The sequence below is a fragment of the Pseudomonas sp. GW456-12-1-14-TSB6 genome (assembly GCF_059424205.1).
Map to the genome: position 1 here is coordinate 204,477 of NZ_JBWKZE010000005.1, position 12,994 is coordinate 217,470.

Consider the following 12,994-nt stretch of genomic DNA (forward strand, 5'->3'; position numbering starts at 1 on the left):
CAATTCGCTTCGGAGATGGCAGTCAGCTTCGTAAGATAGGCATCCGAAAGGAGCTCACCGATGAAAGTCTCAACCGTCAAATACCTCTCTCGCCTGCTGGCCGAACTGGCCGTGCTGCTTGCTCTTTACCTGCTCGGCTGCCAGATCGCAGCGTGGCTGGCCTGGCCGATTCCCGGCGGCGTGATCGGCATGGCGCTGTTGCTGCTGGGTTTTGCGTTCGGCTGGGTCAAACCGGCGGCGCTGCAAATGGGCGCAGGCTTGTTGATGGCCGAGATGCTGCTGTTCTTCATTCCGGCGCTGATGAGCCTGCTGGATTACGGCGCATTGTTGCGCGATGACGGCTGGCGGATCTTGTTGGTGATCGCAGCCAGTACGCTGATGGTGATGCTGGTGACCGCGTTCACTGTGGAGCTGGCCGTGCGCCTGAGGCGGTCCCATGAAGCTTGAATTGATGCCGATGTTCTGGCTGGCGTTCACCTTGCTGGCTTATCTGTTCAGTCGCTGGCTGTATCGGCGGACCGGACGTTACGTGCTGTCGCCACTGATTCTGGTCCCCGCGTTGCTGCTGGCGCTTGCCGTGCCGCTGCACACCGCTTATGCCGAATATTCGAGCAACACCCATTGGCTGATGCTGGTGCTCGGGCCGGTCACCGTGGCGTTTGCGGTGCCCATCTGGCAACAGCGACGCCTGCTGGTGCGGCATTGGTCGGCGTTGCTGCTGGGCATTCTGGCCGGCAGCGCTGCGTCGATCGCCACCTCGTTCGGCCTGGCGAAAGCGCTGGCGCTGGACAGTTCGGTGACGCTGTCGCTGGTGCCGCGCTCGATCACCACACCGTTCGCCATGCCGCTGGCGCAGGACCTCGGTGGCGTGCCTGAGCTGACAGCGGTGTTCGTGATGTTCACCGGGGTGATCGGCGCCATGCTCGGCGGTGTGCTGCTCAAGTGGCTGCCGTTGCGCAGTGCCTTGGCTCGTGGAGCGTTGTTTGCCGTGGGGGCTCATGGCGCGGGCGTCAGTCGCGCCCATGAAGTGGGCGGTGAAGAGGGCTCGGTGGCGGGGCTGGTGATGGTGCTGACGGGGCTGCTCAATCTGTTCGCCGCGCCTTTGTTGGCGTCGTTGCTTTGACATGGATCCAAGCTGTTTGCGTCGCTGACTCGTTCAGTCATCAAGCTGGCTGCCAATGCAACTACGCGACGGTCCGGGGCTGACTAGACTGCTGACACACGCAAAAACAATAAGAACGCAGAGGTGCATACAGTGAGCGTAGCCCCCGTCCCTTCGTCCGTGAGTGTCAAAGACCAGGTCAGTGCCGCGGAATGGCAGGCCCGGGTCGATCTGGCCGCCTGTTATCGTCTGGTCGCGCTGCATGGCTGGGACGATCTGATCTTCACCCACATTTCCGCCAAGGTGCCCGGCACCGAAGATTTCCTGATCAACCCGTTCGGCCTGATGTTCCATGAGATCACCGCGTCCAGTCTGGTGAAGGTCGACCAGGCCGGTAACAAGCTCATGGACAGCCCCTACGAAATCAATCCCGCCGGCTACACCATCCACAGTGCCGTGCACGAAGTGCGGCACGACGTGGCCTGCGTGCTGCACACCCACACCGCCTCCGGTGTTGCGGTGTCGGCGCAGAAGCAGGGCGTGTTGCCGATCAGTCAGCAATCGCTGTTCGTGTTGTCGAGCCTGGCCTTTCACGCCTACGAAGGTGTGGCGCTCAACCATGAAGAGAAAGCGCGGTTGCAGGCGGATCTGGGCGACAGCAATTTCCTGATGCTGCACAACCACGGTCTGCTGACCTGTGGCGGCACCATCGCCGACACGTTCCTGATGATGTTCACCTTTCAGCGTGCGTGCGACATTCAGGTCATGGCGCAGACCGGCGGTGCCGAACTGATCGCCATCGAACCGCAGATTCTGGCAGGCGCCAAAGCGATGATTGCCGGCGTCACCAAAAGTGCTCAAGGCATGGGTGGCGCGCTGGCCTGGCCGGCGCTGCTGCGCAAACTCGATAAACAAGACCCGGGGTATAGACTCTAATGCCTCTCGCCGAGATCCCTCTGAGTGTCTGGCGCAAACGCGGCCAGACGTTTGTCTTCCGTGGTCAGCCGATCCGTTACTGGACGGCCGGGCAGGGCGAACCGCTGCTGCTGATCCATGGCTTTCCGACGGCCAGTTGGGACTGGCATTACCTGTGGCAGCCGCTGTCCCAGCGCTACCGGGTGATTGCCTGCGACATGCTCGGCTTCGGCGACTCGGCCAAACCGCTCAATCACACCTATAGCCTGCTGGAACAGGCCGATCTGCAACAGGCCTTGCTGGCGCATCTGCAGATCGAACAACCGGTGCACATTCTGGCCCACGACTACGGTGACAGTGTTGCCCAGGAGTTGCTGGCCCGGCATTACGAAGACCTGATCGAAGTGGCCAGTTGCGTGTTCCTCAACGGCGGTCTGTTCCCGGAAACCCATCGACCGCTGCTGGCGCAAAAACTGCTGCTCAGCCCATTGGGCTGGATGATCGGCCGGGCCTTCTCCCGTGATGCGCTGGTCAAGAGCTTCCAGCAGATTTTCGGCCCGGACACCCGGCCCAGCGAAAGCGAAATGGATGATTTCTGGAGCCTGATCGAATGCAATCGCGGGCAACGCGTCATGCACAAGCTGATTCACTACATTCCCGAGCGCCGGGTTCAGCGTGATCGCTGGGTCGCGGCGATGCAGCGTGGCGAGGTGCCGCTGCGGGTGATCGATGGCGAAGTCGATCCGATCTCCGGGGCGCACATGGTCGAGCGTTATCGCGAGCTGATCCCCGACGCCGACACCGTGTTGTTGCCAGGCATCGGCCATTACCCGCAAAGCGAAGCGCCGGTGCAGGTGCTCAAGCACTACCTCGAATTTCGCGATCACTTCGTGTTGCCACCGCGCAAGGTGGCGTGCTCCTGACTTGGTGCCCGAGGCGCCTGACGCCTCGGCACGTTTCATCATCCCCCAGCCTTATCGCGCACCATTCAGCCTCAGCCGTGTTCGTTGTGACCGCACGCCCTGTGCCTGACACTCAGGGACACTGTCCCTCAGGTCTGCTGGAGTTGCCCCGATGAATGATTCTGTGCGTTTCGAAGATAAAGTCGTGATCGTCACCGGTGCCGGTGGTGGCCTGGGACGCGCTCACGCTTTGCTGTTCGCCAAACAGGGCGCCAAAGTGCTGGTCAACGACCTCGGCGGCTCGACCCAGGGTGAAGGCGCCAACGCTTCGGCCGCTGATCGCGTGGTGGCGGAAATCCGCGAGGCCGGCGGCATCGCCGAAGCCAACCATGACTCGGTCACCGACGGCGACAAACTGGTACAGAACGCGCTCGATGTGTTTGGCCGTGTCGATGTGGTGGTCAACAATGCCGGGATCCTGCGCGACAAATCCTTCCACAAAATGGAAGACGCCGACTGGGATCTGGTCTACCGCGTCCACGTCGAAGGCGCCTACAAGGTGACCCGCGCCGCGTGGCCACACATGCGTGAGCAGAACTATGGGCGAGTGATTTTCACCGCATCGACTTCGGGCATCTACGGCAACTTCGGCCAGTCCAACTACGGCATGGCCAAACTCGGTCTCTACGGCCTGACCCGCACCCTGGCCATCGAAGGTCGCAAGAACAACATCCTGGTCAACGCCATTGCCCCCACCGGCGGTACGCGCATGACTGAAGGCCTGATCCCGCCGCAAGTGTTCGAACAACTCAAGCCGGAGCTGGTCAGTCCGTTGGTGGTGTACCTGGCCAGCGAGCAGTGCCAGGAAACCTCGGGCCTGTTCGAAGTCGGCGGCGGCTGGATGGGCAAGGTGCGTTGGGAACGCAGCCTTGGTGCCGGGTTCGATCCTCGCGTCGGATTTTCCCCGGAAGATGTCGCGGCGCACTGGCAGCAGATCTGTGATTTCGAAGGGGCGGCGCATCCGAAGGACAACATTGAGGCGCTGAAGGAGATGATGGGGAATTTGCAGAAGTATTCGTTGTAGCTTGAAGTGGCCACCAGGCGGGAGCCTGGTGGCTGATTTGCTGATCAGGTGTATCTGTTTTCGGTCATGAACTTTGGAGGGGACCAGTTCGGGCCTTTGATCGCCAGACCGTGCTCCCCAATAGCCAATACACCGGCAGCGAAGAGTCGCGAATATGCGCTTTCTAGCGCACCATACTCTTTAAGGATGTCGCGGTTGTAGAGCCTGATCATCCTGTCCAGATGCGGATTTGGTTTGATCAGCGCGAATACCGCAACGATGTCATCCAGAGACTCGTTTTTTATTATCTGTTCTACGGTGTTCATTTCCACATCTCCTTCAGCAACTGCTGGTAAGCGCGTTTTGCTTGTTCTGCGTCTGCTGCCAGCGCTTCAGGTGTGTAGAGCAGAGTAGCGTCATCTTTCAGTTTGAAGTCTTCCAATGTTGCTGTGTGCACATTGTTCCAAACAGGTGAGTCTGGATCAGGCCGCTCGGTATCGCCATAACCCAAGGCTCTGAATCTTTCCAGCTCCCTCAACTCGTGAGTGTAGAAGCGCTTGTCTGTGTCCGTTATTTCAAGCTCTCCTCTGATGATTTTTTCCAGGCGGTCAATCATTACCTTATTGGCGGCCGATTCAGGAAATCTGGATATATGCAGTTTCACGTCAGTTGCTCCTTCTGATGTTGCAGTAACAGGTGTCCATGCCAAATCAAGAATTGAGCCGCCACTTTCTGTGGGGTTGAATGCGCGGCCGCTGTGCTCGCCATCTTCGACGCCTCCGTCATAAGGACTGCTGAAAACCACATACAGCGGTTCAATCCCCGAATCAGCCGGAAACACGATGATGAATCGATCCCAGCCTTCCACCAGTATCGGATTCAAATCCAGCCGTCCTTCAACCGGCACGATGGATACCCCGGAGTAAGCGGGAGAATCGGTATCCACTATTGGCGAGGCGGTCGAGGCGTCACCCGGCGAGATAGCGGGTGTCCAGGTCAAGTAGTCGGTGGGCGAGTCCGATAGCGCGACCTTGTATACGTCGTTGAGCAGATCGTAGGCGGCATTCAGGACCAGCACACTTGAGCGAATATGGAAGTCATCGCTCGTAGCGACGAACACTTGCATACCTGCACCGAGTCGCCTCACGCCGAGCCCGGCTTGCATCTCCAGCGTACCCTGTCGATCGGCGATTTCCCGGAGCGTCTCTGCCGGCTCGGACGACAACTCGGCGAAAGGAACACTCATGGAAAAGCGCTCGCCGTTGCCCAGATTTGAAGGCATCAACAGCGCCGCGAACCCCATCAATACCGGACTGCCGAACAGCGCCGTGCCCGTCGCTGTCAGGGTCGCTGTTGCGGTACGTAGTGCATTGAGTATTCCCGCCGAGTTGGCCGGGCTGAGGTTGACCGCTGTCGAAGCGAAAGAAACGGCAGGGCCGTTGCTGGCCATTGCTCCGGAAGCCGGGAAGACATGCTTCCTTTCCTCCTGTAACCGAGCCTGTTCTGCCGCAAGCGCCAGCGCCGCTGTTTCAGCTTTGGCTTGTGCCTCGGCCTGGGCGATCTTCAACGCAGCCACCCGCTCTTTCTCCCGAGCTTCAGCCTCAGCGTTCAGGCGCGCGGTCTCGGCCGCCAGTCGAGCCTGTTCGGCATCCCGACGTTGTTTCTCCGCCAATGCGGCCAGTCGAGCCTGTTCGCGTGCACGTATTTCCTCCTGCTCCCGGCGCGCTGCTTCGGCAATATCTCGCTGGCGTTGTTGCTCCGCCGCAATTCGGGCACGTTCCGCGGCCTGCCGCTGCGCCTCTGCCGCAGCCGCCTGATCCTGTGCTTGCACGGTGGCCAGCCAGTTGAGCACGCCGACCTGTTGCTGGTTGAGAAGCGCCAATGTCTGGCCCAGCAGCCGGGCTTCGTGGGCGGCCCGAAACGATTCACTCCATAACGCTCTGCTCTTGACCCCCGCGCCGTGCGCTCGTCGAAGGGCAGATGCCTGATCCAGGTAATCCTTGAAGGTTTTCCCCAGCGGATCGCTGCCATAAAAGCGGTTGGCGATGGCGGTCTGTCTTTGAAACTCTGCGCTCTTGCGTTGAATCAGCGTGTTCCTGACGCCCACTTCGCGAGCCAATGCCGCCGCGGGTGGCAGAGGGTTCGTCGGGCCTTCCAGTCTGATGGTCGCCAGTTCCACTTCGATGGATTGTGGGATCGAGGCGGCTTTTGCGTTGAATTCCTGTTCAACGGCAAGTTGTGTTTCATGCATCAATTGACGCGTTTGCGAATTGGCACCGGCAGGGCCGAATGTGCCGCTGTAGGAATAACCCACATTGGTTTCTTTGAATGGCTCGTAATCATCCGGGGCGAACTCCCGGATATGTAATGCGTCCAGCTCTAACGGTGGAGGTTTTGGCATATTCATGTCCTTTTGAATGTGCGTTTTCATTCGCCCGAAAAATGCCCACGGGGGCGATGACATCCGTGTCACCGGCGAATGGTTGAGGTGTTTCAGGTTACCTCGCAATGGCGGTGATCAAATCCGAGAAGCCCGTAAGTAACAGGGCGTTGTGTGGAAAGGGTTTTCGCGGGTTGCTGTTAATGCAGAAGGGATTCGTTCGGGACTCAAGGAAATGTCTGACGCGGTAATCGGAGGATCTTTGCAATCCGCCATCCACATTTTTTTAAACGCCCATAAAAAAGGCCGCTGCAAACGCAGCGGCCAAGGTAAGACGTTGGATCAAGGAGCTACAAATCAACGTCAGTGAACACCGGGGCGATGGATCGAAAAACGCTTCGCGCCATCAGAAATCGGTTGCCGACGACTCGGTCGCGGACTTCGTGCTTTCTCGCGGTCTGCGGTGAAAGCCGGCACAGAATAAGGGCTGGCGCCTCAGGGAAAAATAGCGATTCCGGACATGCACTGTTGCGGGGCGTGTAACAGTGGCGCGCACCGGGGTGGTCATTATCCGCTGCGTTGATAGTGGTCCATCCAGCCTGTTCATGGCGGGCGCAAACCCTTGTCGCAGGCGGGGATTCATCCTTTCGAGCGACAGCGTGAATACCTCCTTGGTGCGCTTATCCTCGTCGTGGCGCGGCAGTAGGGTGGGGCCTTCTGTCACTCACCGGGGAAGACGCATGACAAAAACAACAATGCGCGCCATCTTCACGCCGCAGGCGCTCGCCGCTGCTGTGGCTTTGGGTTGCTGTGCCCAGGCGCACGCGGTCGCTTTCAATATCGGGGAAATCGAAGGCACCTTCGATTCGTCGCTGTCGGTCGGAGCGAGCTGGGGCATGCGCGATGCCGACAAGTCGCTGGTCGGTACGGTCAACGGCGGCACGGGCCAGTCTTCCACCGGTGATGACGGGCGTTTGAACTTCAAGAAGGGTGAGACCTTTTCCAAGATCTTCAAAGGCATCCACGACCTCGAACTGAAGTACGGCGACACCGGTGTGTTTGTGCGCGGCAAGTACTGGTACGACTTCGAACTCAAGGACGAAGACCGCGAGTTCAAACAGATCAGTGACAAGGGACGCAAGGAAGGCGCGAAGTCGTCCGGCGCGCAGATTCTCGACGCGTTCGTTTATCACAACTACTCCATCGCCGATTTGCCGGGCACCGTGCGCGCCGGCAAACAGGTGGTGAGCTGGGGCGAAAGCACCTTCATCGGCAACTCGATCAACAGCATCAACCCGATCGACGTCTCGGCGTTCCGGCGGCCGGGTGCGGAGATCAAGGAGGGGCTGATTCCGGTGAACATGCTGTTCGCCTCTCAGGGGCTCACCGACCAACTGACGGTCGAGGGCTTCTATCAACTGGAATGGGATCAGACCGTCCTTGACAACTGCGGGACGTTTTTCGGCGTCGATGTGGCAGCGGACGGTTGCAACAACGGCTACACCGTCGGCAGCCCGGCGATCGCCCCGTTGGCGCCGCTGGCGGCAGCCTTCGGTCAGCCGATTCAGGTGACCCGCGAAGGGGTGATTGTGCCCCGTGGCGGCGACCGCGATGCGCGGGATTCCGGGCAGTGGGGTACGGCGCTGCGCTGGCTCGGCGACGACACCGAGTACGGCCTTTACTTCATGAACTACCACAGCCGCACGCCGACCGTTGGCACCAGCACCGCCGGCCTGTCGACCCTGGCGTCATTGCCGGGCATGGTCGGGATCGCCAACCGCCTGGCGCCCGGCAGCGGTTCGGGACTGGCGCAAAGCGTGATGCTCGGGCGCGGCCAGTACTACCTCGAATACCCGGAAGACATTCGCCTGTACGGCGCGAGTTTCTCCACCACGTTGCCAACCGGCACCGCCTGGACCGGTGAGATCAGCTATCGGCCCAATGCGCCGGTGCAGGTCAACACCAACGACCTGACCCTGGCGCTGGTCAATCCGATTGCCGGCGGTGCCGCGTCGCCGCTGGTCACCTCGCCGGGGGCCGACAACAAAGGTTACCGACGCAAGGAAGTGACGCAGATCCAGAGCACGCTGACGCACTTTATCGATCAGGTCTGGGGGGCGCAGCGCCTGACCCTGGTCGGCGAGGCGGCGGTGGTGCGGGTTGGCGGACTGGAGTCGCGCAGCAAGCTGCGTTATGGGCGTGACTCGGTCTACGGCCAGTATGGTTTCGGGGGGGATACCGACGGTTTCGTTACTTCCACCTCCTGGGGCTATCGCGCCCGGGCGATCCTCGATTACGCCAACGTGATCGGCGGGATCAACCTCAAGCCCAACCTGTCCTGGTCCCACGACGTCGCCGGCTATGGCCCCAACGGTCTGTTCAACGAAGGCGCCAAGGCCGTCAGCGTCGGGGTCGATGCCGACTACCGCAACACCTATACCGCGAGCCTCAGTTACACCGACTTTTTCGGCGGTGACTACAACGTCCTCGAAGACCGTGACTTCGTAGCCCTGAGCTTCGGTGTGAACTTCTGATCTGCCCGAGAAGGATGAATGCAATGCGCAAGATGATTCTGCAATGCGGTGTCCTGGCCCTGAGCCTGCTGGCCGCCAACGTGATCGCGGCGGTGTCGCCGGAGGAAGCCAACAAGCTCGGCACCAGCCTGACGCCGCTGGGCGCCGAGAAGGCCGGCAACGCCGACGGCTCGATTCCGGCCTGGACCGGCGGTATCCCGAAAAACGCCGGAGCAGTCGACAGCAAGGGTTTTCTGGCTGACCCGTTTGCCAGCGAAAAACCGTTGTTCACGATTACTGCCGCCAACGTCGACAAGTACAAGGACAAGCTGTCCGACGGCCAGGTGGCGATGTTCAAGCGCTACCCGGAAACCTACAGGATCCCGGTCTACCCGACCCATCGCACCGTGGCCGCACCGCCGGAAATCTACGAGTCGGCCAAACGCAGCGCACTCAACGTCACCAGCATCAACGACGGCAACGGCCTGGCCAATTTCACCGGTAACCGCTACTACGCGTTCCCCATTCCCAAAAATGGCGTCGAGGTGTTGTGGAACCACATCACCCGTTATCACGGCGGCAACCTGCGGCGGATCATCACGCAGGTGACGCCGCAAACCAACGGCAGCTACACGCCGATCCGCTTCGAAGAAGAGATCGCCGTGCCGCAACTGATGAAGGATCTCGATCCGGAAAAAGCCGCCAACGTCCTGACCTTCTTCAAGCAGTCGGTGACGGCCCCGGCGCGCCTGGCCGGTAACGTGCTGCTGGTACACGAAACCCTCGATCAGGTGAAGGAACCGCGTCTGGCGTGGATCTACAACGCCGGTCAGCGTCGGGTCCGTCGTGCACCGCAAGTCGCCTATGACGGCCCGGGCACCGCCGCCGACGGCCTGCGCACCTCGGACAACTTCGACATGTTCTCCGGCGCCCCGGATCGCTATGACTGGAAACTGATCGGCAAGAAGGAAATGTACATTCCGTACAACAGCTACAAGCTCGACTCGCCGAGCCTCAAGTACGACGACATCGTCAAGGCCGGGCACATCAACCAGGACCTGACCCGCTATGAACTGCACCGGGTCTGGGAAGTGGTCGGCACAGTCAAACCGAACGAACGGCACATCTACGCCAAGCGCCACATGTACATCGACGAGGACAGCTGGCAAGTGGCGCTGGCCGATCACTACGACGGTCGCGGGCAACTGTGGCGAGTGGCTGAAGGACACGCGCAGTACTACTACGATCACCAGGCCCAGGCCTACACCCTCGAAGCGCTCTACGACATCATCGCCGGCCGTTACATTGCCCTGGGGATGAAGAACGAAGAGAAGCACAGCTTCGAATTCGGCTTCGAAGCCAAGGCCGCCGATTACACCCCGTCGGCCTTGCGTTCGGAGGGCGTACGGTAAGGGTCTCGATACAGGGGCAGACAAAAAGGCGACCGCACGGTCGCCTTTTTTATGGGCGCCAATCAGCGTACTGAATACTCGTCAACAAGCAGCAGGGAGAGGGCTAGGGTGAGCGTACAACGATAAAAAGGCGTACCCGATGACCGCCATGACCCACGCTCCGGATCGTCCGGGATTCTTGCCCAGACTCTCGGCTCATCATCTTCCACGTCCGCGTCTGACTGCATCACTGCTCGAATCTGCGGCAAGGGTCCGGCTGATCTGCGCACCGGCCGGCAGTGGCAAGAGCACGTTATTCACCGAATGCCTGTTGCAGGCGCCCGTCGAATGTACGGTGTGCTGGCTGCCGTTGGCGGGCATGTCGATGAGTGTTGCGGCATTTTGCGAGCGACTGGCGCAGGCATTGGGGCTGGCCACGGCGGATGAGTCGTCGCTGCTGCATGAGCTGGCGTGCCGGTCCTCGCCGGTCTGGGTGTTTCTCGACGATTACTGTCGTGTTGAAGAGCCGGCGCTGGATGCACTGCTCGACCGGATGCTGGCGCTTGCCGGCCCCGCCGTCACCTGGTGGATCGGCACGCGTCGACGCCCGCAATGCAACTGGCCGCGCCTGTTGCTCGATGACGCCTTGTACGAGTGCGAATGCGCGGCGCTGGCGTTGAGTCGCGGCGAGATCGCGCAATTGTTGCGGCACCTGCCGTCCGTCCAGGCCGATCAAGTGGCTGCTCGCATTCATCAGCGCAGCGGCGGCTGGTGCGCCGGGGTGCGAATGCTGTTGATGCAAAAATGCGACTGGTCGCAAAAGACCTTGCCGCAGCAACGCATGGACACTCTGCTGGATTATCTGCAACACGAACTGTTCAGTGGATTGAGCCCGGAACTGGCCGAGGCCTGGCGGGTGCTGGCGCATCTGCCGCGGTTCAACGCCAGCCTGTGCGATCACCTGTTCGGTGCAGGCGAAGGCGCGCAGTGGATGCGCACGCTGCAAACGCTTGGGTGTTTTATCGAACCCTGGCAAGGGTCGCCGGACTGGTTGCAGGTGTGCGCTGCGCTGTCGCGCTTGATGCGCGATGAGCCCTGGCCCGCCGGACGTTCCTGGCATCGTCGGGCCTGTCAGTGGTTCGCTGCCGGACAGCATTGGAAATGCGCCTTTGAACAGGCGCTGCTGGCCGAAGAATACGAGGTGGCGGTGAGCCTGCTGCAACACTTCAGTTTCGAGCATTTGTTCGAGGAACAGACAGTCGTGTTGTTACTGCGCCTGTACGAGCAACGCGGCGAGGAACTGCTGCTGGGCTCGGCGCAACTGGTCGGTCTGATCACGGCGGCGTTGCTGTTCGCCGGACGATTTACCCAGGCGGCGGAATGCATCGGACAACTGTCGCGTTTTCTACCGCCACCGTCGGCGGGTCAGCAACGGCAATTGATCGCGCGCTGGCAGGCTCAGCAAGGATGGCTGTTGCATTTGCAGGGGCATATGGACGAGGCGCGCGAGCATTTCGAGCAAGCCTTGAACGATCTTTCGCCGCAGGCCTGGACGGCCCGTCTGCTGTGCCTGTCGGGCCGCACTCAGCAAGCGTTGCTGTGCGGTGATCTGGAGCTGGCTCATTCGATCAATCGTGAAGCGCTGTGCCTGGCACGGGCCGAGGGCTCATTGCTGTTCGAGGCGTTGCTGGAGCTTGATCACGCCCAACTGCTGGAGCAACGGGGCGCGTCGGCTCGCGCCGAAGAGTTGCTGGCCAATCTTTGCGAAATGCTTGAGTCCTCCATCGAGCGACCGACGCCGTTGTTGGGCCGTATCGCCTTGCGCCGGGGGCGACTGGCGCTGAGCATGGGGCAATCAATACGGGCTGCCGAGCTCTTTCAGCAGGGGCTCGACGACTGCTTGCGCAGCTTTGACAAGCGCGTGCTGTACGGTTTTCTCGGTCAGGCGCAACTGGCCGCTGATCAGGGTGATTATTCGCAAGCATTCATGCACCTGCGCGATGCCGAACGTTTGATGCAGCAGCGGCAGATTCCAGACACGGTTTATCGCGGTGTTCTGTTGCAGGTCAGCAGTGAGTTCTGGCTGCAACAGGGACGACCCGAACTGGCTCGTGAAGCGTTGAGTCGAGTGCTCAGGCACTATCGTGGCCCGCGTGGACGGCAGGCGCCGCCGGCGACGCTGGAGCTGATCCCGCGTATCGAGTATTTGCTGATTCTGGCCGAGACCCGCTTGAAGCAGGCGCACCAGCCGCAGGCGCGGCTGCAGTCCTTGCTCGAGCAGGCTCAGTCTTGCCGGATGATCGTTCTGGAAGCCGAGCAGTGGCTGGCAATGAGCGAGGTGGCGTCGATTCTCAATGATCGGGAATCTGCCCGACAGTATTTCGACAGGGGCCGCAAGCTGGCCTGTCAGTTCAACTTGCAGCGTCTGGTCATGAAGTTTGACGAAGCTGCTTCGGATATTCGCCCTGAGTCCCCCGAACATCCATTTCTTGATGGTAGTGATAATGAAAATTCATTAAGCCTGAGAGAATCGCAAGTGTTGGGGTTGATTGCGGCGGGAAGTTCCAATCAACAAATAGCGGATAAGTTGTTCATCTCGTTGCATACCGTTAAAACTCATGTCCGGCGAATTCATGCAAAGTTGGGCGTCGAACGCCGGACGCATGCCGTGGCGCGCGCGAGAATGCTGGGTTTGTGTTGTTAATCGTCATTTAATCAGTATGTTGGT

10 protein-coding genes are annotated in these 12,994 nt (G+C 60.4%); 8 read left to right on the forward strand and 2 right to left on the reverse strand.

Annotated features, from left to right (window positions below):
- Positions 1-60 precede the first annotated feature (60 nt).
- From AC07Y2_RS06775 to AC07Y2_RS06795, 5 genes are all read left to right on the forward strand, one after another.
- Positions 61-447 (forward strand): CidA/LrgA family protein, encoded by a 387-nt coding sequence (locus tag AC07Y2_RS06775; protein WP_103385673.1) that lies wholly within the window; start codon positions 61-63, stop codon positions 445-447.
- The gene (locus AC07Y2_RS06780; protein WP_039769357.1) at positions 437-1,123 is read left to right on the forward strand and encodes an LrgB family protein; all 687 of its coding nucleotides are present in this window, start codon (positions 437-439) and stop codon (positions 1,121-1,123) included. The genes AC07Y2_RS06775 and AC07Y2_RS06780 overlap by 11 nt, the downstream gene beginning before the upstream one ends.
- Before the next feature lie 132 nt (positions 1,124-1,255).
- On the forward strand, positions 1,256-2,038 hold the full coding sequence (locus AC07Y2_RS06785) for a class II aldolase/adducin family protein (protein WP_103385674.1): 783 nt from the start codon (positions 1,256-1,258) through the stop codon (positions 2,036-2,038).
- A complete protein-coding gene (locus tag AC07Y2_RS06790; RefSeq protein WP_103385675.1) occupies positions 2,038-2,940 on the forward strand; it encodes an alpha/beta fold hydrolase in 903 nt (300 codons plus the stop codon). The genes AC07Y2_RS06785 and AC07Y2_RS06790 overlap by 1 nt, the downstream gene beginning before the upstream one ends.
- Before the next feature lie 151 nt (positions 2,941-3,091).
- Positions 3,092-4,003 carry an SDR family oxidoreductase gene (locus AC07Y2_RS06795; RefSeq protein WP_103385676.1) on the forward strand — a complete coding sequence of 304 codons (912 nt, stop codon included), beginning with the start codon at positions 3,092-3,094 and terminating at the stop codon, positions 4,001-4,003.
- Between the two features lie 44 nt (positions 4,004-4,047).
- Here the strand turns inward: AC07Y2_RS06795 and AC07Y2_RS06800 are convergent, their stop codons facing one another.
- Positions 4,048-4,308, reverse strand: a complete 261-nt coding sequence (locus tag AC07Y2_RS06800; protein ID WP_074691774.1) for a hypothetical protein — start codon at positions 4,306-4,308, stop codon at positions 4,048-4,050.
- Entirely contained in the window at positions 4,305-6,383 is a 2,079-nt protein-coding gene (locus tag AC07Y2_RS06805) for an S-type pyocin domain-containing protein (RefSeq protein ID WP_039769705.1), read from the reverse strand. The genes AC07Y2_RS06800 and AC07Y2_RS06805 overlap by 4 nt, the downstream gene beginning before the upstream one ends.
- Positions 6,384-7,102: 719 nt before the next feature.
- Between AC07Y2_RS06805 and AC07Y2_RS06810 the strand changes: the two genes are divergently transcribed.
- The 3 genes from AC07Y2_RS06810 to AC07Y2_RS06820 all read left to right on the forward strand — a co-directional run bounded on the left by AC07Y2_RS06810 (position 7,103) and on the right by AC07Y2_RS06820 (position 12,970).
- Positions 7,103-8,896: a DUF1302 domain-containing protein gene (locus AC07Y2_RS06810; RefSeq protein WP_103385677.1), complete on the forward strand. Its 1,794-nt coding sequence runs from the start codon at positions 7,103-7,105 to the stop codon at positions 8,894-8,896.
- A 23-nt stretch (positions 8,897-8,919) separates the two neighbouring features.
- Positions 8,920-10,287, forward strand: a complete 1,368-nt coding sequence (locus AC07Y2_RS06815; protein WP_039769368.1) for a DUF1329 domain-containing protein — start codon at positions 8,920-8,922, stop codon at positions 10,285-10,287.
- Between the two features lie 139 nt (positions 10,288-10,426).
- Positions 10,427-12,970: a LuxR C-terminal-related transcriptional regulator gene (locus AC07Y2_RS06820; protein WP_103385678.1), complete on the forward strand. Its 2,544-nt coding sequence runs from the start codon at positions 10,427-10,429 to the stop codon at positions 12,968-12,970.
- Positions 12,971-12,994: the final 24 nt, after the last annotated feature.